At 70.4% G+C, this 20,214-nt stretch carries 16 protein-coding genes; 7 read left to right on the top strand and 9 right to left on the bottom strand.

The window, feature by feature from the left end; translation table 11 throughout:
* Nucleotides 1–110: 110 nt before the first annotated feature.
* The 3 genes from ACFU9P_RS10075 to panB all read right to left on the bottom strand — a co-directional run bounded on the left by ACFU9P_RS10075 (nucleotide 111) and on the right by panB (nucleotide 3,069).
* Nucleotides 111–965 carry an ABC transporter permease gene (locus ACFU9P_RS10075; protein ID WP_376379039.1) on the bottom strand — a complete coding sequence of 285 codons (855 nt, stop codon included), beginning with the start codon at nucleotides 963–965 and terminating at the stop codon, nucleotides 111–113.
* On the bottom strand, nucleotides 962–1,987 hold the full coding sequence (locus tag ACFU9P_RS10080) for an ATP-binding cassette domain-containing protein (protein ID WP_384078522.1): 1,026 nt from the start codon (nucleotides 1,985–1,987) through the stop codon (nucleotides 962–964). The genes ACFU9P_RS10075 and ACFU9P_RS10080 overlap by 4 nt, the downstream gene beginning before the upstream one ends.
* 206 nt (nucleotides 1,988–2,193) lie before the next feature.
* The gene (panB, locus tag ACFU9P_RS10085; RefSeq protein WP_384078523.1) at nucleotides 2,194–3,069 is read right to left on the bottom strand and encodes a 3-methyl-2-oxobutanoate hydroxymethyltransferase; all 876 of its coding nucleotides are present in this window, start codon (nucleotides 3,067–3,069) and stop codon (nucleotides 2,194–2,196) included.
* A gap of 200 nt (nucleotides 3,070–3,269) precedes the next feature.
* Here panB and ACFU9P_RS10090 point away from each other — a divergent pair, with 200 nt between their 5' ends.
* The 4 genes from ACFU9P_RS10090 (at nucleotide 3,270) to ACFU9P_RS10105 (ending at nucleotide 8,650) form a co-directional block, all read left to right on the top strand.
* Nucleotides 3,270–4,916: an MFS transporter gene (locus tag ACFU9P_RS10090; RefSeq protein ID WP_384078524.1), complete on the top strand. Its 1,647-nt coding sequence runs from the start codon at nucleotides 3,270–3,272 to the stop codon at nucleotides 4,914–4,916.
* A gap of 287 nt (nucleotides 4,917–5,203) precedes the next feature.
* The gene (locus ACFU9P_RS10095; RefSeq protein ID WP_384078921.1) at nucleotides 5,204–5,800 is read left to right on the top strand and encodes a TetR/AcrR family transcriptional regulator; all 597 of its coding nucleotides are present in this window, start codon (nucleotides 5,204–5,206) and stop codon (nucleotides 5,798–5,800) included.
* A 399-nt stretch (nucleotides 5,801–6,199) separates the two neighbouring features.
* Nucleotides 6,200–7,225 (top strand): endonuclease/exonuclease/phosphatase family protein, encoded by a 1,026-nt coding sequence (locus ACFU9P_RS10100; RefSeq protein ID WP_376379024.1) that lies wholly within the window; start codon nucleotides 6,200–6,202, stop codon nucleotides 7,223–7,225.
* A gap of 177 nt (nucleotides 7,226–7,402) precedes the next feature.
* Entirely contained in the window at nucleotides 7,403–8,650 is a 1,248-nt protein-coding gene (locus tag ACFU9P_RS10105; RefSeq protein WP_384078525.1) for an MFS transporter, read from the top strand.
* 7 nt (nucleotides 8,651–8,657) lie between these two features.
* Here the strand turns inward: ACFU9P_RS10105 and ACFU9P_RS10110 are convergent, their stop codons facing one another.
* The 5 genes from ACFU9P_RS10110 to ACFU9P_RS10130 all read right to left on the bottom strand — a co-directional run bounded on the left by ACFU9P_RS10110 (nucleotide 8,658) and on the right by ACFU9P_RS10130 (nucleotide 13,315).
* Entirely contained in the window at nucleotides 8,658–10,418 is a 1,761-nt protein-coding gene (locus ACFU9P_RS10110) for an NAD+ synthase (protein WP_376379018.1), read from the bottom strand.
* Between the two features lie 171 nt (nucleotides 10,419–10,589).
* Nucleotides 10,590–11,015 carry a CBS domain-containing protein gene (locus ACFU9P_RS10115; protein WP_376379015.1) on the bottom strand — a complete coding sequence of 142 codons (426 nt, stop codon included), beginning with the start codon at nucleotides 11,013–11,015 and terminating at the stop codon, nucleotides 10,590–10,592.
* 187 nt (nucleotides 11,016–11,202) lie between these two features.
* Nucleotides 11,203–11,973 carry a DUF305 domain-containing protein gene (locus ACFU9P_RS10120; protein WP_384078924.1) on the bottom strand — a complete coding sequence of 257 codons (771 nt, stop codon included), beginning with the start codon at nucleotides 11,971–11,973 and terminating at the stop codon, nucleotides 11,203–11,205.
* 5 nt (nucleotides 11,974–11,978) lie between these two features.
* Nucleotides 11,979–12,626, bottom strand: coding sequence for a DUF3105 domain-containing protein (locus tag ACFU9P_RS10125; protein ID WP_376379009.1), 648 nt, complete (start codon nucleotides 12,624–12,626; stop codon nucleotides 11,979–11,981).
* A gap of 218 nt (nucleotides 12,627–12,844) precedes the next feature.
* Entirely contained in the window at nucleotides 12,845–13,315 is a 471-nt protein-coding gene (locus ACFU9P_RS10130) for a hypothetical protein (RefSeq protein ID WP_384078526.1), read from the bottom strand.
* Between the two features lie 111 nt (nucleotides 13,316–13,426).
* Here ACFU9P_RS10130 and ACFU9P_RS10135 point away from each other — a divergent pair, with 111 nt between their 5' ends.
* The 3 genes from ACFU9P_RS10135 to ACFU9P_RS10145 all read left to right on the top strand — a co-directional run bounded on the left by ACFU9P_RS10135 (nucleotide 13,427) and on the right by ACFU9P_RS10145 (nucleotide 19,104).
* The gene (locus ACFU9P_RS10135) at nucleotides 13,427–14,041 is read left to right on the top strand and encodes a MarR family winged helix-turn-helix transcriptional regulator (RefSeq protein WP_384078527.1); all 615 of its coding nucleotides are present in this window, start codon (nucleotides 13,427–13,429) and stop codon (nucleotides 14,039–14,041) included.
* 290 nt (nucleotides 14,042–14,331) lie between these two features.
* Nucleotides 14,332–15,693, top strand: coding sequence for a type I glutamate--ammonia ligase (gene glnA, locus ACFU9P_RS10140; protein ID WP_376379000.1), 1,362 nt, complete (start codon nucleotides 14,332–14,334; stop codon nucleotides 15,691–15,693).
* Nucleotides 15,694–15,996: 303 nt separating this feature from the next.
* On the top strand, nucleotides 15,997–19,104 hold the full coding sequence (locus ACFU9P_RS10145; protein WP_384078528.1) for a bifunctional [glutamine synthetase] adenylyltransferase/[glutamine synthetase]-adenylyl-L-tyrosine phosphorylase: 3,108 nt from the start codon (nucleotides 15,997–15,999) through the stop codon (nucleotides 19,102–19,104).
* Here the strand turns inward: ACFU9P_RS10145 and ACFU9P_RS10150 are convergent.
* Complete coding sequence (locus ACFU9P_RS10150; protein ID WP_384078529.1) at nucleotides 19,089–20,132, bottom strand: phosphatase PAP2 family protein; 1,044 nt, start codon at nucleotides 20,130–20,132, stop codon at nucleotides 19,089–19,091. The genes ACFU9P_RS10145 and ACFU9P_RS10150 overlap by 16 nt on opposite strands.
* Between the last annotated feature and the right edge of the window lie 82 nt (nucleotides 20,133–20,214).

Genomic DNA, 20,214 nt, shown 5'->3' on the forward strand with positions numbered 1-20,214 from the left:
ACCGCCTGAGCCGGCGCGGGCCGGCCGGGACGACGGACCGGCCGACCTGGACGGCCCGGCTGACCGGGCGCGCCCCGGCAACTCCCGCCGAAGCTCTGTGCCTCAGGGCCTCAGGACTTCTTCCGGAACTTCGCCACCGCCAGCGGCGCCGTCACCACCGTGATCCCCGCCGCCCACGCCAGCGTCACCCATACCGAGTGCGCCACCGGGCCGCCGTTTATCAGGCTCCGCGCCGCGTCCGCCAGATTCGACAGCGGGTTGTAGTCCGTGAAGGTCTGGAGCCAGCCCGGCATCGTGGACGGAGGCGCGAAGATCGACGAGCCGAACTGCAGGGGCATCAGGACCAGCATGGCCACTCCCTGCACCGCCTGCGCGGTCTTCATCGTCAGCCCCAGCAGGATGAAGATCCACATCAGCGAGGCACCGAACGCCAGCGAGAGCCCGACCGCCGCGGCCAGTTCCAGCACCGAGGTCTTGATCTCCATGCCGAGCAGAAAGCCCATGCCCAGCAGGATCGCGGTGGCGACCAGCATCCGGCCGATCTCGACGACGATCTTCGCGATCAGTACGGAGGACCGCGCTATCGGCATCGTACGGAACCGGTCCATGACCCCCTTGCGGAAGTCGTCGTTCATCCCCGTGCCCACCGCCATCGCGATGTTCATGCCCATCATGGCCATCAGACCGGGGATCACATAGTTCACATAGGCGTCCCGGTTGCCGCCGAGGCTCGCGCCGACCGAGCCGCCGAAGACATACACGAACAGCAGCGTGAAGATGACCGGCATCAGCAGGACGTCGAACATCGACTCCGGATCCTGCTTGATCTGAAGGGCGTTGCGGCGCACCAGCGCGCCGATGTGCCGGAGATTGGCGCGCAGGCCGATCCGGCCCTCGTCGGCCCGCACCGGGGACGGTGTGGGCGTCCGCTCGGGGGCGGAGGTGGACAGTGTGGTCGCGCTCATGCCGCGATCTCCTCGGGTGCGATGTCGGACGCGGACGACTTCTGGCCGGTGATGGCCAGGAACACCTCGTCCAGGCTGGGCAGATGGGTGCCGATATGGGCGATGCCGAAGCCGCGCTCGCCCAGCAGGCCGACGACCGCGGTGAGCTGCTCGTCACTGAGGATCGGTACGTACAGGAGGCCCTCGTCGGGGACGGCCTGGGTGCCGGAGATTCCGTCGAGCCCGGTCTCGGTGATCGCCCGCGCCATCGCCGGGAGTTGCGCCGGATCCGCCGGTCTGATCTGGAGGGTGCGGCCGCCGACCTTGGCCTTCAGCTCGTTGACCCCGCCGCTGGCGATGACCCGGCCGCGGTCGAAGACCGTCAGCTCGCTGGCGAGCTGCTCGGCCTCCTCCATGTACTGCGTGGTGAGCAGGACGGTGGCGCCCTCGGCGACCATCCGCTGCACCTCGTCCCAGACCTCATTGCGCGTACGGGGATCGAGCCCGGTCGTCGGCTCGTCCAGATAGAGCACCGACGGGCGGCCGATCATCGACGCGGCCAGGTCGAGCCGGCGCCGCATACCGCCCGAATACTGCATCGCGGGCTTCTTCGCCGCGTCCGTGAGCGAGAAGCGCTCCAGCAGCTCGTCGGAGCGGCTGCGGGCGTCCTTGCGCGAGAGGTCGAGGAGGCGGCCGATCATATAGAGGTTCTCCCAGCCGGAGAGCTTCTCGTCGACCGAGGCGTACTGCCCGGTGAGGCCTATCGTGCGGCGCAGTTGGCGGGGCTGGCGCAGCACGTCGTACCCCGCGACCATCGCGGTGCCGGCGTCGGGCTGGACGAGTGTGGAGAGGATACGGACGAGCGTCGTCTTGCCGGCGCCGTTGGGCCCGAGCACACCGAGGACGGTGCCCTCGCGCACATCGAGGTCCACTCCGTCGAGTGCGCGGGTGCCCTGCGGTCCGCCGTAGTGCTTGACCAGCCCCCGTACCTCGACGGCATTGCCCGTGCGGACGCCGTTGGGGTTCTTGTCGATTCGAGTCATGGCACCAGTGGACCATCCGCCACCGACAATCCACCGACAAGCCGCCTACAGCGGGCCGTCGGCCTGTGGACAACCGCATGCGACAGCCCGCCGACGGGGGATGATCGGCGGGCTGCCGCTCGTGCGGGCAATGGCTTGAGGGCCGTGCTGCGCCAAGCGCTCCGTGCCTGCGCACCCGGCCGTGGTCCGACCAGGCCGGGGTGCGGCTAGTGGAAGGTGTGCTCCTCCTGAGGGAACGTTCCGCCGGTGACCTCGTCGGCGAACGCCTTCGCCGCGTCGCCCAGCGTCCGGCGCAGGTCCGCGTACTGCTTGGTGAACCGCGGCACCCGGCCGCCCGTCAGCCCGACCATGTCCGTGTAGACGAGCACCTGCGCGTCCGTCTCGGCGCCCGCGCCGATCCCGATGGTCGGGATGTGCAGGATGCGGGTGACCTCGGCGGCCAGCTCGGCCGGGACCAGTTCGAGCACCACCGCGAAGGCGCCCGCGTCCTGCACCGCCTTGGCGTCGCGGAGGAGCTGCTGCGCGGCCTCCTCGCCGCGCCCCTGCACCCGGTATCCCAGGGTGTTGACCGACTGCGGGGTGAGCCCGATGTGTCCCATCACCGGGATACCGGCCTGCACCAGCAACTCGATCTGGGTGTGCGAGCGCTCGCCGCCCTCCAGCTTGATCGCGCCGACGCCCGCGTCCTTCACCAGCCGGGTGGCGCTGCGCAGGGCCTGGGCCGGCCCCTCCTGGTACGAGCCGAAGGGCAGGTCGGCGACGACCAGGGCGCGCTTCGTACCCCGTACGACGGCGGCCGACAGCATCGCCATCTCGTCGAGAGTGACGGGCACCGTGGTGTCGTAGCCGAGATGGCAGTTGCCCATGGAGTCGCCCACGAGCATCACGGGGATACCGGCCTCGTCGAAGACGGAGGCGGTCATCGCGTCATAGGCGGTGAGCATGGGCCACTTCTCGCCACGCTCTTTGGCCGCGGCGATGTCGTGGACGGTGATACGACGGGAACTCTTGCCGCCGTACAGCGCCTTCGCACTGTCGACGGTGCTCCCCGCGGGCGGCTTCTGCGCAGCCTGAAGAGTCATGGCCGATGGCCCTTTCGTCATCTCGAGGCGCCCTGACGGCGTCCCCGGACCGTGTCCATGGTGGCATCCCGAGGCCGTCCTCGGGAAGTGGGCCCCCTCACACGCCCCACCCGCCCAACCGGACGCCGTCGAACGCCTGCTCGGTAAAAGTTCTCCAATACGAGACGGTCTCGTATCGAAATAGGTCTAGCCTGTGCGTCATGTCCACACCGTCCGGCGCCCCTGCCGCCGCACCTCGTACCCCACAACCGGAACCGCCCCGCATACCCGAGGCCGTCCACCGCCGCCGCTGGCTGATCCTGGGCGTGCTCATGTTCAGCCTGCTCATCATCGTGCTGGACAACTCGATCCTGAACGTGGCGGTCAAGACCATCGCCGCCCCCGCGCCCGCCGGCATCGGCGCCACCCAGAGCGAGCTGGAGTGGGCGATCAACTCGTACACGCTCGTCTTCGCCGGACTCCTCTTCACCTCGGGCCTGCTCGGCGACCGGATCGGCCGCAAGAAGGTCCTGCTCTTCGGCATCTTCGTGTTCGGTGCCGGCTCGGCGCTCGCCGCCCTGTCCGGATCGCCCGCCGAACTCATCGGCTACCGCGCCCTGATGGGCTTCGGCGCCGCCTTTGTGATGCCCGCCACCCTCGCCGTCCTGATGAATGTCTTCGAGCGCGAGGAACAGCCCAAGGCCATCGGCATCTGGGCGGGCGGCGTCGGTCTCGGTATCGCCATCGGCCCGATCACCGGCGGCCTGCTGCTCGAACACTTCTGGTGGGGCTCCATATTCCTGGTCAACGTGCCCGTCGCCGTCGTCGCGCTGGTCGCGATGGTGCTGCTCGTGCCCGACTCCAGGGACCCCCGCCCCGGCAAGGTCGACCCGCTCGGTGTGCTGCTCTCCATCGTCGGACTCGTCCTCCTGGTGTACGGGATCATCCGCGGCGGCGAACTGGCCGACTTCACCGACGCGTCCGTGCTTCTGCCGCTGCTCGCGGGCCTCGCCGTACTGGCCGGCTTCGTCTGGCACGAGAAGCGCAGCAGCCATCCGGCCATCGACATCTCGTACTTCAAGAAGCCGGCCTTCGCGGCCGCCGTCGCCGCCATCGCGCTGGTCTTCTTCGCGCTGATGGGCGTGACGTTCTTCTCGGCGTTCTACCTCCAGAGCGTGCGCGGCTACAGCGCCCTCGACTCCGGGCTGCTGATCGTGCCGCTGGCGGCGGCTCAGATGATCTTCGCGCCGAGGGCCCGGCTGGTCGTGGACCGGTTCGGCGCCCGCGCGGTCTGCACGGTGGGCATGCTGCTGGTCGCGGTGGGCCTCGCGGCCTTCGCGTTCTTCGACGCGGGCACCCCGGTCTGGGCGCTGTGCGTGGTGTTCTTCGTCCAGGGCACCGGAATGGCGCACATCATGCCGCCGGTGACCGTCGCGGTGATGCAGGCGCTGCCCCGCGAGAAGGCCGGCTCGGGCTCGGCGATCAACAACACCTTCCGCCAGGTCGGCGGCGCTCTGGGCATCGCCGTCCTCGGTTCGGTGCTCTCCACGACCTACCGGGGCTCGATCGAGGGGCACCTCGGCGCGGTCCCGGCCGCCGCGCGGGACGCGGCGGGGGAGTCGATCGAGGCGACCGTCGCCGTCGCGGAGAAGCTGGGCCCGGCGGGGAAGCCGCTGATCGGCTCGGCGTACGACGCGTTCCTGCACGCCATGCATGTCACGGCCCTCGGCTCGGCGGCGGTGGCGCTGATCGGCGCGGCGGTCGTCGCGTTCTTCCTGCCGGGACTGCCCCCGGCGCAGCGGCTCGACGGAAGCGGCGAGGCGGACAAGGCAGGCGAAACCCCCGAAACCGTCACCACTCGGGGCTGACACCCGCCGCCCCCGGCCGCCCGGACCGCCCGTACAGGCGGCCGGTGGCCGGGAACGGAGGGATCAACGCCCCCGCCATGTACGAGAATCAGCGCGGCGGCAGCGCGTCGGTACGGTGGCGGTGTCGCGGACGAAACGGCTGACGGGGGCCGACGGAGAGGCGGAACGACGTGCGGGAGCGGGTCCACGAGGTTCGCGAGGCCGACGAGGCGGGCGAGGTTGACAGAGCCGTCGACAAGGCCGTCGACGCGGCCCATGAAGCCCATACGGCCGATGAGTCCTGCCCGGTGCGCGAGAAGGAGCCCCGGCGCGGCAGGCCACGCAGCGAGGCAGCCGAGCGGGCGATCCTCGAAGCCGTCGTGCGTCTGCTGGAGGACGGCGTGCCGCTCGGCTCCCTCTCCATCGAACGCATCGCCCGCACAGCGGGCGTCGGCAAGGCCACCATCTACCGCCGCTGGCTCGGCAAGGAGGAACTCTTCGTCGACGTCCTGCGGGAGATCGAGCCCCCCGAGCCCGAACTGCCCGGCACCTCCGCCCTCGACGACCTCCGGACCATGCTGGAGTCGATGCGCCGGCGCGGACTGGCCCAGCGCTCCTCCGCCTTCCTCCACAACGTGGTCGTGGAGATGAAGAGCCGGCCCAGGCTGTGGCGGGAGTATCACCGGACGGTGGTCGACCCCCGGCGCGAGGCCATGCTCGCGGTGGTGCGCCGGGGAATCGCCTCCGGCGAGCTGCGCGACGATCTCAGCGCGGAGCTGATGCAGGACATGCTGTCCGGCCCCATGCTGCTGCGCACCCTGCACCAGCCCGGTTCGCCCCTGGACGACGATCTCGCCGACCAGATCATCCGCGCCGCACTGGGGGGCCTGGCCCCCCGCCCCTGAGCCCCCGCCCCTGAGCCCGTCCGTTTGAGGGGACGGCAGGGGTAATCCCCGGTACCGTACGGGGGTCGCGGAAGGTACGGGAGGCTGAATCGCCCGTACGACGGACGCGGCCGCGCCGTCCGCAAGGCCGCGGACCGGTACGGAACGGCCGACACCTGCCCGTACCGGCTCGTATCGCAGTGAAACGCCCGCCTGCCGGGCCGATCGCACCGGAATCCGGACGGGACCGGCCATGCGTGATCCGTCACAGCCGCCCGTGATTCGTCCTTGATCGGAACCCGCCGCGCCGCGGTCTTCGTCTCCGGGACAGTACGGCCGTCCCCGGACGGCGGAGTAGCGCCCGTAGATCGCCTAGGGTCAGGGGCGGGCGTGCACGGCAAGGCAGTGAGGGCAGCGGACATGACGCAGGAGTACACGGCGCACTCGGTGACGGCGGACGGGGCGGCGCCCCGCACCGGATCCCGCGTCAGAGCCCTGCTGGGCCGGTGGCGCCGGGATCCCGGCATCTGGCGGCGCGGCATCATCCTCGCCATCCTGGCCGTACTGGTCGCGCTGCTGATGAGCTTTCACGCGCAGATTCCCAACAGGATCGGCAATCTGGGCAGTCTCACCGAGACCTTTCTGCCCTGGTTCGGGCTGTTCGTTCCGCTGATCCTGATTCTGGCGCTGGTACGCCGCTCGGCCACCGCGCTGATCGCTCTGCTGCTGCCCGCCGTGGTCTGGCTCAATCTCTTCGGCGGCCTTCTCACCGACAAGTCCGGCGAGGGCGGCGATCTCACGGTCGCCACCCACAACGTCAACGCCGGGAACCCCGACCCCGAGGGCACCGCGCGCAGCCTCGCCGAGTCGGGTGTGGACGTCCTGGCGCTGGAGGAGCTGAAGGCCAGCGCCGTACCGACGTACGAGAAGGCGCTGTCCGGCACCTACGCGTACCACTCGGTGCAGGGCACCGTCGGGCTGTGGAGCAAGTACCCGATGAGCGCCACCGAGCCCGTCGACATCCGGCTCGGCTGGGTCCGCGCGATGCGCTCCACGGTCACCACACCGCACGGGAAGGCCGCCGTCTATGTGGCGCATCTCCCGTCCGTACGGGTCAAGCTGAACGCGGGCTTCACCGCCAACCAGCGCGACGACAGCGCGGACGCCCTGGGCGAGGCCATCGCCGACGAGCCGCTCGGCCAGGTGATCCTGCTCGGCGACCTGAACGGCACGATGAACGACCGTTCCCTGAACGCCGTCACCTCCCAGATGCGCTCGACCCAGGGCGCGGCGGGCCATGGTTACGGCTTCAGCTGGCCGGCGTCGTTCCCGCTGGCGCGGATCGACCAGATCATGGTGAAGGGCATCGAACCGACCTCGTCCTGGGCCCTTCCCCGGACCGAGAGCGACCACCTGCCGATCGCGGCCCGGGTCCAGATCCGGTGACCTGGGTCCGGATCCGCTGACCCGGGTCCGGATCCGCTGAGCGGTGCGCCGGGCGCAATCCGGAGTTCATCTCCCGGAACAAACGGCCTGAGAGACTTTGTTCAGCAGGGGTACTAACTCCTGCTCCCTCACTGCTGGATCCCTCGCCGGGTCCTCACCGCTGAAAGGTCTCTTTTCATGCCCCTGGCCCTGCTCGCCCTCGCTGTGAGCGCCTTCGGCATCGGTACGACCGAGTTTGTGATGATGGGCCTGCTGCCCAATGTCGCGGACGATCTGGGAACGTCCGTGCCCACCGCCGGCCATCTCGTCTCCGCGTACGCCCTCGGCGTCGTCATCGGCGCCCCGCTGCTCACCGCCATCGGCTCCCGTATCCCGCGCAAGCGGATGCTCCTGCTGCTGATGGCGCTCTTCGTCGTCGGCAATCTCGCCTCCGCGCTCGCGCCCGGCTTCGGCTGGCTGCTGGCGGGCCGGGTGCTCGCCGGGCTGCCGCACGGCGCGTTCTTCGGCGTCGGCGCGGTCGTCGCCGCCCGTATGGTGCGCGAGGGGCGGCAGGCGCGGGCCGTCGCGACCATGTTCCTCGGCCTGACCGTCGCCAACATCGTCGGCGTCCCGGCGGCCACCCTGCTCGGCCAGCACCTCGGCTGGCGCGCCACGTTCCTGGTGGTGACGGTGATCGGGCTGCTCTCGCTGGTGGCGCTGGCCCGGCTCGTACCGTACGTACCGCTCGACGCGCACCAGAGCCTCGGCCGGGAGGTGCGCGCCCTCGCCGACCGGCAGGTGCTGCTCGGTCTGGCCACCGCGGTGTTCGGCTTCGCCGGGGTCTTCGCGGTGTACTCGTACCTCGCCTCGATGACCACCGAGGTCATGGGCTTCGGCGAGTCCTCCGTGACGCTCGTCCTCGCGTTGTTCGGCATCGGTATGACACTGGGCGCGCTGGCGGCGGGACCGCTGACCGACCGGGCGCTACGGCCGACGCTCTACATCTCGCTGGCCGCCCTGACCGCTGTGCTGGTCGGCTTCCGCTTCACGGCGCAGGTGCAGTGGGCGGCGCTGGTGATGGTGGTGCTGCTGGGCGCGATCGGCTTCCTGACCACCACCCCTCTCCAGATGCTCGTCATGAACAAGGCCAAGGACGCCCCGACCCTCGCCTCCGCCTCCAACCACTCGGCCTTCAACCTCGCCAACGCGGGCGGCGCCTGGGCCGGCGGCACGGCGATCGCGGCCGGCTGGGGCTGGATGTCCCCGGCCCTGGTCGGCGCGGTCCTCGCGGTGGCCGGCCTGGCGATAGCCGCGACGGCGGGCCTCCTGGACCGCACCGACAGGACACCCGGCGAGTCCCGGATCGTCGCCTCGGGCAGCGTCCCGGCCGAGGCGACGGCGGTCCGGCTGCCGGACGCGGCCAAGATCGGCCCGTCCGGCGACTGAGGACACCTCAGCCGTGCGGCGACTCGCGCCAGCGGTTGGTGATCGGGAGGCGGCGGTCCTTGCCGAAGCCCTTGGCCGAGATCTTGGTGCCCGGCGGGTACTGGCGCCGCTTGTACTCCGCCGTGTCCACCATCCGCAGCGTCCGCGCGACCAGTTCCGCGTCGAAACCGGCCGCCACGATCGCGTCCTTGCCCTGGTCCCGGTCGACGTACAGCTCCAGGATCCGGTCCAGTACGTCGTAGTCCGGCAGCGAGTCCGTGTCGACCTGGCCGGGGCGCAGTTCGGCGCTCGGCGGCTTGGAGATCGAGTTCTCCGGGATCGGCGGGGTCTGGCCGCGCTCCTCGGCGGCGCGGTTGCGCCAGCGGGCGAGCCGGAAGACCGAGGTCTTGTAGAGGTCCTTGATCGGACCGTACGCCCCGACGGCGTCGCCGTACAGCGTCGAATACCCCACCGCCAGCTCGGACTTGTTGCCCGGCGCGAGCACGATCGGGCCCTCCTGGTTGGAGAGGGCCATCAGCGTCGTGCCGCGCAGCCGGGCCTGGAGGTTCTCCTCCGCGAGCCCGGTGAGCGCGAGCGAGCCCATGTACGCGTCGAACATCGGCTCGATGGGGACCGTACGGAAGTTGAGTCCGGTACGGCGGGCCAGCTCGGCCGCGTCGCCCTTGGAGTGGTCCGACGAGTACTTGGACGGCATGGCCACGCCGTACACGTTCTGCGCGCCGACCGCGTCACAGGCGATGGCGGCGACGAGCGCGGAGTCGATGCCGCCGGAGAGGCCGATCAGGACCGAGCGGAAGCCGTTCTTGGCGACGTACGCGCGCAGGCCCACGACCAGCGCCGAGTACACCTCCTCGTCGTCCTCCAGGCGGTCCGCGTAACCCCCGGACACCTCGGGCTCGTAGGCCGGGAGGGGGTCCTCGGACAGCACCACCCGGTCGATCCGCAGCCCGTCGTCCACGATGCCGCTCGCGGGCTCGGGGGAGGCGGCCGGCAGATCGAGGTCCAGGACCACACAGCCCTCGGCGAACTGGGGTGCCCGCGCGATGACTTCGCCGTCCTTGTCGACGACGATCGAGTCGCCGTCGAAGACCAGCTCGTCCTGGCCGCCGATCATCGCGAGATACGCGGTGGTGCACCCGGCCTCCTGGGCACGCTTGCGCACCAGTTCAAGGCGGGTGTCGTCCTTCTCGCGCTCGTACGGGGAGGCGTTGATGGAGACCAGCAGTCCGGCCCCGGCGGACCGCGCGGCCGGCACCCGGCCGCCGTCCTGCCAGAGGTCCTCGCAGATCGCGAGGGCGATGTCGATCCCATGGACCCGGACGACGGGCATGGTGTCGCCCGGCACGAAGTAGCGGAACTCGTCGAAGACGCCGTAGTTGGGCAGGTGGTGCTTGGCGAAGGTCAGCACGACCGCGCCGCGGTGCAGCACCGCGCCGGCGTTCTGCGGGGCGCCGGCGGGCTGGCCGTATCGCGGCTGGGCCTTCTCGGAGCGGTCGAGATAGCCGACGACGACGGGCAGCTCCCCGAACCCCTCCTCGTCGAGCCGGACCGCGAGCGCGCGCAGGGCGGCGCGGGAGGCCTCGACGAAGGACGGGCGCAGGGCGAGATCCTCGACGGGATAGCCGGTCAGCATCATCTCGGGGAAGGCGACGACATGCGCGCCCTGCTCGGCGGCGTGCCGGGTCCAGTGCACGATCGCCTCGGCGTTCGCGGCGAGATCGCCGACGGTCGAGTCGATCTGATTCAGGGCGAGACGTAGTTGAGGCACGGGCCCAGTGTAATCGTCTGACTGACGCGATGGCCCGGGGCGGAAATGTGGGGCGGCCCACTCGCACGCGGGGGGCGAGCGGGCTGCGGTTCTTTACCGGGGTCGGGTGCCGGTGCGGGTACGGCCGCCGGGGCCGCCGGGGTTGTCGGGCCGGATGCGGTACGGCGACGGTCAGCGGCTCGTGGACGCGTAGACCTGCTCGGCCCACGCCCCGACCTGCTCGTCGCTGAGATGGCGGGCCAGATCGGCCTCGCTGATCATCCCGACCAGGCGCTTGTCCTCGATCACCGGAAGCCGGCGGATCTGGTGGCCCTGCATCTCGTACAGCACATCCTCCACATCCGCGTCCGACTCGATCCAGCGAGGCGTGCCGTGCGCCATCTCGCCTGCCGTGGTCTGCGCCGGGTCATGGCCCATGGCCACACAGCCGACGACGATGTCGCGGTCGGTGAGTATGCCGGTCAGCCGCTCGTTCTCGTCGGCTATGGGGAGCGCGCCCACATTGAGCTGGCGCATGAGCTGCGCGGCGCGGTCGAGCGTCTCGTGGGCCGGGATCCACTGGGCTCCCGGGTGCATGATGTCTTTGGCTGTGGTCATCGGACTCGTGCCTCCTGAGTGGTGTCGCGTGCGTTCCGTCCACCCCGAGTCAGCTCCATCATCATCCAGCCGTTCGGGTGACGCGACCGCTGCGCGCTCCCCGGCGGTACGGGTACGCGGAGGGGCCGCGGGTTCGCCGTCTCACGAACCCGCGGCCCCTGTCTCGTACCGGTTGCCCGTACGAGGATCAGCTCGCGGTACGGGGCTTCGCGCCGCGTGCCTTGAGCAGGTCCGCCATCAGCCGCATCTCCGACTGCTGGGCCGTGACCATCCCCTCGGCCAGAGCCTTCTCCGTACCGTCCTCGCACCGCTCGACACAGCCCTGGGCCATGGACACCCCGCCCATGTGGTGGTCGGTCATGAGCTGGAGATACAGGATCTCGGCCTGCTTGCCGCGCGCCTTCCGGAGCTGCTCCAGCTCCGTCTTGGTGGCCATGCCCGGCATCAGCGAGCCGTCGCGGACCTCATGGCCGGCGCTGCCGTGATCCATGCCCTCCATGTCCGTCCCGCTGCCCGTCCCGCTGCCCGTCCCGCTGTGGTCACCGGAGCCCATGTCCATGCCGGCATCGGCACCGGTACCGGCTTCCGGGGCCATCCAGGCCATCGGCTCGCGGCCCGCCTCCACCTTCGGCAGCCCCCACATGTCCAGCCACCCCAGCAGCATCCCGCGCTGGTTCGCCTGCGTATTGGCGATGTCGTACGCCAGCCGGCGCACCTCTTCGTCGTCCGTGCTGTCCCGCACGATGAAGGACATCTCCACCGCCTGCTGATGGTGGACCGCCATGTCACGGGCGAAGCCCGCGTCCGCCGAGTCCGCCGACGGGGTACGGTCGTCCACCCCCGCCCCGCTGTCGCGCCCCGCGGACGCCACCGTCGCCGTACCGGCGAACAGCAGCGCCAGGACGACCGCGGTGATCGCCGCCCACTGGGTGCGTGTGACCGACCGCGCGGCGCTCATCGCGCTCACTGCGCGCCCATTCCGCCCGTGCAGGCGGCGCCCGGCTCAGGGGTCTGCGTGCCCTGGACGTACTTGGTCATGAACTGGTCCACGCGCGGGTCGTCCGCTTTCTCCACCGAGACCTGCTTGCCCCAGGCGCTCAGCATGATCGTGCCGGACTGCTCCTTGTACGGGCTCATGAAGGAGTACGGGGTCTTCCCGACCTTCTCGGCGAGCGCCTCCACATCGGCGTCGGCGGCCTTGTCGTTGTAGGTGATCCAGACCGCGCCGTGCTCCAGCGAGTGCACGGCGTTGACGTCCGGGACCGCCTCCTTGTAGACGTCGCCCTGGCAGTTCATCCACACCTGGTTGTGGTCACCGCCCACCGGCGGCTTCATCGGGTAGGTGACCGCCGTGGTGACGTGGTTGCGGCTGAGCTTCTTGGCGTCCCAGGACTTCTCGTCCTTGACGGGCGCCTTGGCCGCCGCCTGCTGCTCCTCCTTCTTGTCGGACTCCTTGTTGAGGATGAAGGCGCCGAAACCGACGAGGGCGACCACCACGACGGCGCTCACCGTGATCGTGATGATGCGGCTGCGCCGTTCACGGGCGTGCTCGGCCCGGCGCATCTCCTCTATTCGGGCCCTGCGCTCGGCGGACTGGGACTTGGAAGCCATGGTGTATGTCCTTCTGCGACTACTGCGGAACGGGACGCTGATAAATACAGAACGCGTATGAACACGGAACGCTGACAAACACGGAACGCGGATAACGCGGATGACTGCGGAATGGCGTGACGTGCTGGATGAGGACGGGATCCCGGCGCTCCCGGTGCTCCGGATGCTCCCGGTGTCACGGGAGCTCCCGGTGCGGGGTGCGGGCCCGGTTGCGTCCGCTACGTCCGCAGCACTTGAAGGACGTGCAGGTCCGGCGCGCGGGCGTGCGCTCCGGCGCGGGGCGCCCGGCCGACGGGGTACGGCAGCGCGCGCGGCGGAAGCTGTACACCGGCGGCGAGCGGCGGAGCCGGCGGCGGTACGGTCAGGACGGCCGGGCTGTGGTGCGCGAAGAGGCCGCAGTCACCGCCGTCGTACGGGCAGGTGAACCGGGCCTCGGCGTGGTGCCGTACGGAAGCGGCCCGGCCGGCGGAGCTGCCCGCCTCGGTGCTCGTAATGGTGCGCGCCGCAGTGCTCACGGTGGCGGGGGAACCGTTCCTGCCGTGGCCTCCGGCCGTACCGCGCCCCGAGTCCATGGCGGGCCCGGCCCCGGGTGCCAGGCAGATGAAGAGCGCCGCGTACAGCGTCGCCACGGCGCTCACCAGAGCCGTGGGACGCGTGCTGCGTATGTGGCCGCGCCGCGTACCCCCCATGGGCGCGATCGTAGTGCGTACACCCCCGGTCAGCAGCAGTGAGGAGAGGTTGGACGGCTCCTTGGGCTCCCGAGACGGTACGAACCGGACGGTAGCGCGGTACAAAGAGGCATGGCCGACCATCCGGAGCCGCGCGGAGGCCCACAGGACGCCGACGCGCCGGCGGGTCCGAACGACGCGAGCGCCGACGCGGGCGACACGAGCGCCGACGCCGTGACGCACGCCGTGCTCGCCGCGTCCCGGCTGCTGGTCGCCGTGTCCGCCCGCTCCCTCGCCGCGGTCGAGGAGCACGCCGGGGAACGGGTCACCCTCCCGCAGTACCGCCTCCTGGCCGTCCTCGCCGCCCATGGCGACGCCAAACTGGTGGAGGTCGCCGACCGGCTCGGGGTCAACCCCTCGACCGCCATGCGCATGCTCGACCGTCTGATCGCCGCGGGTCTGGCGAGCCGGCAGAGCAACCCAGACAACCGCCGTGTGACGATGCTGCGGCTGACCCCGGCGGGCCGGGAACTGGTCGAGGAGGTCACGGCCGCGCGCCACCGTGAGATCGCCGCGATCGTCGGCCGGCTGACCCCCGCGCAGCGTACGGCCCTGGTCCGCGCGCTGACCGCGTTCACCGAGGCGGGCGGGGAGCGGACCGTACGGGGCGAGGACACCGAGCCGTACCCCCTGGGCTGGTCGGACACCCACGCCGGCCACGGACCGCGAGCGAGGCATGGACCGTGAGTGAGCCGTGGGCCGCGGGCGAGGCACGTTCCGTGAGCGAGCCGTCGACTGCGAGCGAGCCATGGGCCGCGAGGCGTCTCTTCAGCACCATAGGTTGCGGTTGCCTGTTACATGGGCACCAGTCGTACGGGCACTATGGGCAGGTAACCCGTACATGCGCACGATGCGAAGCGTTGGACGGGGGTTCGCAACGTGCCCGAAATCGTGTGGTGGGATGCTCGTGTGCCCCAGGGTGCCCCGCGGCATGGGAGCAGGTGGCCTGACCAGCAAGGATGGGTAGGACGGCTAATATGGACAAGCAGCAGGAATTCGTGCTCCGTACGCTTGAGGAGCGCGACATCCGCTTCGTACGCCTGTGGTTCACCGATGTGCTCGGCTTCCTGAAGTCGGTCGCGGTCGCGCCCGCCGAGCTGGAGCAGGCCTTCGACGAGGGCATGGGCTTCGACGGCTCGGCGATCGAGGGCTTCGCTCGTGTCTACGAGTCCGACATGATCGCCAAGCCCGATCCGGGTACGTTCCAGATACTGCCCTGGCGCGCCGAGGCCCCCGGTACCGCGCGGATGTTCTGCGACATCCTGATGCCCGACGGCTCGCCGTCCTTCGCGGACCCGCGCTTTGTGCTCAAGCGGATGCTGGCCAGGACCTCGGATCTGGGATTCACCTTCTACACCCACCCCGAGATCGAGTTCTTCCTGCTGAAGCACAAGCCGGTGGACGGCACCCGTCCCACCCCGGCGGACAGCTCGGGCTATTTCGACCACACCCCGCAGAATGTCGGTATGGATTTCCGGCGCCAGGCCATCACGATGCTGGAATCGATGGGCATTTCGGTGGAGTTCAGCCACCACGAGGGCGCCCCGGGCCAGCAGGAAATCGATCTGCGGTACGCGGACGCGCTGTCGACGGCGGACAACATCATGACATTCCGCCTGGTGATGAAGCAGGTCGCGCTGGAGCAGGGCGTGCAGGCGACCTTCATGCCGAAGCCGTTCTCCGAATACCCGGGCTCGGGCATGCACACGCACCTCTCCCTTTTCGAGGGGGACCGGAACGCGTTCTACGAGTCGGGCGCGGAGTACCAGCTCTCCAAGGTCGGCCGTTCCTTCATCGCCGGTCTGCTCAAGCACGCTGCGGAGATCTCGGCCGTCACCAACCAGTGGGTCAACTCGTACAAGCGCATCTGGGGCGGCTCAACCCGCACCGCGGGCTCGGGCGGCGAGGCCCCCTCGTACATCTGCTGGGGCCACAACAACCGCTCGGCGCTGATCCGCGTCCCGATGTACAAGCCCGGCAAGACGGGCTCGGCCCGGGTGGAGGTCCGCTCGATCGACTCGGGCGCCAACCCCTACCTGACCTACGCGGTACTCCTCGCCGCCGGCCTCAAGGGCATCGAAGAGGGCTATGAACTCCCGGCTGGCGCCGACGACGACGTCTGGGCCCTCTCCGACTCCGAACGCCGGGCCATGGGCATCGAACCCCTCCCCCAGAACCTCGGCGAGGCGATCTCCCTCATGGAGCGCAGCGAACTGGTCGCGCAGACCCTGGGCGAGCACGTCTTTGACTTCTTCCTCCGCAACAAGAAGCAGGAATGGGAGGAATACCGCAGCGAGGTCACGGCATTCGAGCTGCGCAAGAACCTCCCGGTGCTCTGACGGATTCCTTCCGGACTTCCCCCCCACCCACTCCGGGCCGACGGTTCCCACCGTCGGCCCGTACGTTTCTGACGTGCCGCACGTCGTCGACATGCGGCACGCCCGGCGGGGAATCATCCTTCCGTGTGGTGCGACCAGCCGTTTTCCCCGTGGTGGTGAAGATCCGGATGATCACGCTTGGTTACGGCCGGAGAAAGCAGATTTTCCGGTGCGCCGCCCTCCGCGCCGACAAGGCCTAGGCTCGAATCCTGGGGTCGGCCGGACAGGCCGACAGGTGCACGGGGCGCGGACAGGAGACGGCGTATGACGGTGCCGGGACGCAGGAGCAGTACGTTCATCCGCCTGCTGCGGCACGGCTTCACCGATCCCTCCGCCGCCGAGCGGCTCCTCGACGCGCCCGAGATGGCGCCCGTACGGTCGGATCCCCTGCTCCTCGACGCGTTCGGCGCCACCGCCGACCCCGATCTCGCGCTGCGCGGGCTCGTCCGGCTCGTCGAGGCGCAGAAGCCCGACGAGCGCACGATGCTGCTGGACACCCTGGTGACGGCCAAGCCGCTGCGGGACCGGCTGCTCGGGGTGCTGGGCGCGTCCGAGGCGCTGGGCGACCATCTCGCCCGGCATCCCAAGGACTGGCATGCCCTGGTCACCTATGAGCTGCCCGATCTGCATCCGGGCGTCGAGGAGTTCGAGCGCGCACTGGCCGGCGCCGCCGACCCGGTCTCGCTGCGGATCGCGTACCGCCGCTGTCTGCTGGCCATAGCGGCCAGGGACGTCTGCGGTACGACGGATGTCGCCCAGACCGCCGCCGAACTGGCCGACCTGGCCACCGCGACCCTGCGCGCCGCCCTCGCGATCGCCAAGGCCGCCGCGCCCGAGGACGCCGCCGCGTGCCGGCTCGCGGTCATCGCGATGGGCAAGTGCGGCGGCCACGAGCTGAACTACGTATCCGATGTGGACGTCATCTTTGTGGCGGAGGTCGCGGAGGCTCCCGTCGACGCCACCGCTCCCGTCGACGCCACCGCTCCCATTGACGCCACCGCTCCCGTCGGAGTCACCGCTTCCGCCGACACCATCGCTCCCGGCGCCACCCCCACCACCCCCCGCCCCGACGAAGGCCGGGCCGTCCGCGCCGCCACCCGCCTCGCCTCCCATCTCATGCGCATCTGCTCGGAGTCCACCGTCGAGGGCACCATCTGGCCGGTCGACGCCAACCTCCGCCCCGAGGGCCGCAACGGCCCGCTCGTCCGCACCCTGAGCAGCCATCTCGCGTACTACCAGCGCTGGGCCAAGACCTGGGAGTTCCAGGCCCTGCTCAAAGCCCGTGTGGTGGCCGGGGATCCGCTCCTCGGCGCCGAGTACATCGACGCCGTGTCCCCGCTCGTCTGGCAGGCCGCCGAACGCGAGCACTTCGTCCCCGACGTACAGAAGATGCGCCGCAGAGTCGTCGACAACCTGCCCGCAGGACAGGCCGAACGCGAGCTGAAGCTCGGCCCCGGCGGACTGCGGGACGTCGAATTCGCTGTTCAGCTCCTCCAGTTGGTGCACGGCCGCAGCGACGCCTCGCTGCGCAGCAGCTCCACCCTCGAAGCCCTGGGCGCGCTGGCGGCGGGCGGCTATGTGGGCCGTACGGACGCCCGGCAGCTCGACGAGGCGTACCGCTTCCTGCGGGCCATGGAGCACCGGCTCCAGCTCTACCGGCTGCGGCGTACGCATCTCGTACCCGAGGACGAGGCGGATCTGCGCCGCCTCGGCCGCTCGCTCGGATTGCGCGGCGATCCGGTCGCCGAGCTGAACAAGGCCTGGAAACGCCATGCCTCGGCCGTACGGCGGCTGCACGAGAAGCTCTTCTACCGGCCGCTGCTCGACGCGGTCGCGCAGCTCACCCCCGGCGAGACCCGGCTCAGCCCGAAGGCCGCGCGCCAGCGGCTGGAAGCCCTCGGGTACGGGGATCCGGCGACGGCGCTGCGGCATCTGGAGGCGCTGTCGTCCGGGGTGAGCCGCAAGGCGGCGATCCAGCGCACACTGCTGCCGGTGCTGCTGGGCTGGTTCGCGGACTCGGCCGACCCCGACGCCGGGCTGCTCGGCTTCCGCAAGGTGTCGGACGCGCTCGGCAAGACCCCCTGGTATCTGCGGCTGCTGCGCGACGAAGGGGCCGCGGCGGAGAATCTCGCGCGGGTGCTGTCGGCCGGGCGGCTCGCCCCCGACCTGCTGCTGCGCGCGCCCGAGGCGGTCGCGATCCTCGGCGACGAGGGCGGGCTCGCACCGCGCGACCGCGGCCATCTCGAACAGGAGATCCTCGCGGCGGTCGGCCGCGCGGACACCGCCGAGGGCGCCGTCGCCGCCGCGCGCGGGGTGCGCCGGCGGGAGCTGTTCCGTACGACCGCGGCCGATCTGATCGGCTCGTACGGTACGGAGGACAGCCCCGCGGAGAAGGACCCCGGCGCGCTGGTCGACCGGGTCGGCGCCGCGGTCACGGACCTGAACGCGGCGACGCTCGCGGGCGCCCTGCGCGCCGCCGTGCGCGCCGAGTGGGGCGACACCCTGCCGACCAGGTTCGCCGTCATCGGCATGGGCAGATTCGGCGGGCACGAGCTGAGTTACGGCTCCGACGCCGATGTCCTCTTCGTCCATGAGCCGCGCGAGGGCGACGACGAGCACGAGGCGGCCCGCGCCGCGAACGCGGTGGTCGGCGAGATGCGCCGGCTGCTCCAGATCCCCACCGCCGATCCGCCGCTGCCGATCGACGCGGATCTGCGCCCGGAGGGCAAGAGCGGCCCGATGGTACGGTCGCTCGCCTCCTACGCCGCGTACTACCGGCGCTGGTCGCTGGTCTGGGAGAGCCAGGCGCTGCTGCGGGCGGAGCCGATGGCGGGCGACGCGGGGCTGGGGGCGCGTTTCATCGAGCTGATCGACACGCTCAGATATCCGGCGGAGGGGCTCGGCGACGACGCGGTACGGGAGATCCGCCGCCTCAAGGCACGGATGGAGCGGGAACGGATGCCGCGGGCGGCCGATCCGACGCTCCACACCAAACTGGGCCGGGGCGGGCTCTCCGATGTCGAATGGACGGTCCAGTTGCTCCAGATGCGGTACGGCTGGGCCGAACCGGGGCTGCGGACGACCCGTACCCGCGAGGCGCTCGCGGCGGCGCAGGCGGCGGGCCTGCTCACCGCGCGGGACGCGCAGATCCTGGACGACGCCTGGGTGCTGGCGTCGCGGGTACGGAACGGTGTGATGCTGGTCAGGGGCAGGCCGGGGGACACCTTCCCGTCCGACGGCCGCGAACTGGCCGCGATGGGGCGCTACCTGGGGTACGGGCCCGGTCACGTGGGGGACATGCTCGACGACTACCGCCGTACGACCCGCAGGGCACGCTCGGTGGTCGAGGAGCTGTTCTACGGCGCGGTATGAGCGCCGCGCGAGGCCACGGCGGCCGGGGTTTCGCGCGCGTCAAGCATGCCCTCCTGGCCCTCCGGTGCCGTACGGGCCGTGATCTCCGTACCACGCCCCGTTGACGCGCCCCGGGCGGTGAGCACCCACAGCCACCGGCGCGGCGCGTCCTCCCCGGTGGCGCGCGGCAGGCTGGCCGGGAGCGACCCGTACCAGACGTACGAGACGCCGAAGCCGAACATCAGGCAGACCGTGCCGCCCACCGCGTCCAGCCAGAAATGGTTCGCCGTGGCCACGATCACCACCAGCGTCGCCGTCGGGTAGAGCAGCCCGAGGAGCTTCGTCCAGGGCGCCTTGGCCAGCGCGAAGATGATCAGACCGCACCACAGTGACCAGCCGATGTGCATCGACGGCATGGCCGCGTACTGGTTCGACATGCTCTTCAGATCGCCCGAGGCCATCGAGCCCCAGGTCTCGTGGTGCGCGACCGTGTCGACGAACCGGCTGCCGGTCATCAACCGGGGCGGTGCCAGCGGATACAGGTAGTAGCCGAGAAGGGCCACGCCGGTGGTCGCGAAGAGCACCAGCCTGGCCGCCGCGTACCGGCCGGGATGACGGCGGAAGAGCCAGATCAGCACACCGATGGTGACGATGAAGTGGAGGGTCGCGTAGTAGTAGTTCATCCCCACGATGAGCCACGTCACAGAATTCACCGAGTGGTTGATTGACCGCTCGACGGCGATGCCGAGAAGCTGTTCCGTGTGCCAGATCCAGTCCGCGTTCTCCAGAGCCTTCGTCCGCTGCTCCGGTACCGCGTTCCGGATCAGTGAGTACGTCCAGTAACTCACCGCGATCAGGAGGATTTCGAACCAGATTCGGGGACGGCGGGGTGACCGCGCCCGCGCCAGCCAGGAGCGTTCGCGCGCCGGGTCCGTGGTTGGTTCGCGGACCGCGTCGGTCGGCGCCCCGGTCGCGTCGGCCTCCTCGTCAGTGATGGGTGACGGGGTGGCACTTCGGCCTTCCTTTGTCTTCACTGTCGGTTCACCCATAGCGAGAGAGTCTGCCAGATTCGCGTCCCTCGACCGATCATCCCCCGGTCGGGTTCCTCTCGCATGCGCTACTCCCGCAGGA

The sequence above is a fragment of the Streptomyces sp. NPDC057617 genome (assembly GCF_042800555.1).
In the GTDB taxonomy this organism is placed as follows: Bacteria; Actinomycetota; Actinomycetes; order Streptomycetales; family Streptomycetaceae; genus Streptomyces.

Coding starts and splice junctions, on each gene's coding strand:
- ACFU9P_RS10120 (WP_384078924.1), bottom strand. CDS start 11,973: ATGAGCGCCGCGCGGTCGGTCACACGCACCCAGTGGGCGGCGATCACC.
- ACFU9P_RS10130 (WP_384078526.1), bottom strand. CDS start 13,315: ATGGGGGGTACGCGGCGCGGCCACATACGCAGCACGCGTCCCACGGCT.
- ACFU9P_RS10125 (WP_376379009.1), bottom strand. CDS start 12,626: ATGGCTTCCAAGTCCCAGTCCGCCGAGCGCAGGGCCCGAATAGAGGAG.
- ACFU9P_RS10080 (WP_384078522.1), bottom strand. CDS start 1,987: ATGACTCGAATCGACAAGAACCCCAACGGCGTCCGCACGGGCAATGCC.
- ACFU9P_RS10145 (WP_384078528.1), top strand. CDS start 15,997: ATGACGGTGCCGGGACGCAGGAGCAGTACGTTCATCCGCCTGCTGCGG.
- ACFU9P_RS10135 (WP_384078527.1), top strand. CDS start 13,427: ATGGCCGACCATCCGGAGCCGCGCGGAGGCCCACAGGACGCCGACGCG.
- ACFU9P_RS10075 (WP_376379039.1), bottom strand. CDS start 965: ATGAGCGCGACCACACTGTCCACCTCCGCCCCCGAGCGGACGCCCACA.
- ACFU9P_RS10150 (WP_384078529.1), bottom strand. CDS start 20,132: ATGGGTGAACCGACAGTGAAGACAAAGGAAGGCCGAAGTGCCACCCCG.
- ACFU9P_RS10115 (WP_376379015.1), bottom strand. CDS start 11,015: ATGACCACAGCCAAAGACATCATGCACCCGGGAGCCCAGTGGATCCCG.
- glnA (WP_376379000.1), top strand. CDS start 14,332: ATGGACAAGCAGCAGGAATTCGTGCTCCGTACGCTTGAGGAGCGCGAC.
- ACFU9P_RS10100 (WP_376379024.1), top strand. CDS start 6,200: ATGACGCAGGAGTACACGGCGCACTCGGTGACGGCGGACGGGGCGGCG.
- ACFU9P_RS10105 (WP_384078525.1), top strand. CDS start 7,403: ATGCCCCTGGCCCTGCTCGCCCTCGCTGTGAGCGCCTTCGGCATCGGT.
- ACFU9P_RS10090 (WP_384078524.1), top strand. CDS start 3,270: ATGTCCACACCGTCCGGCGCCCCTGCCGCCGCACCTCGTACCCCACAA.
- panB (WP_384078523.1), bottom strand. CDS start 3,069: ATGACTCTTCAGGCTGCGCAGAAGCCGCCCGCGGGGAGCACCGTCGAC.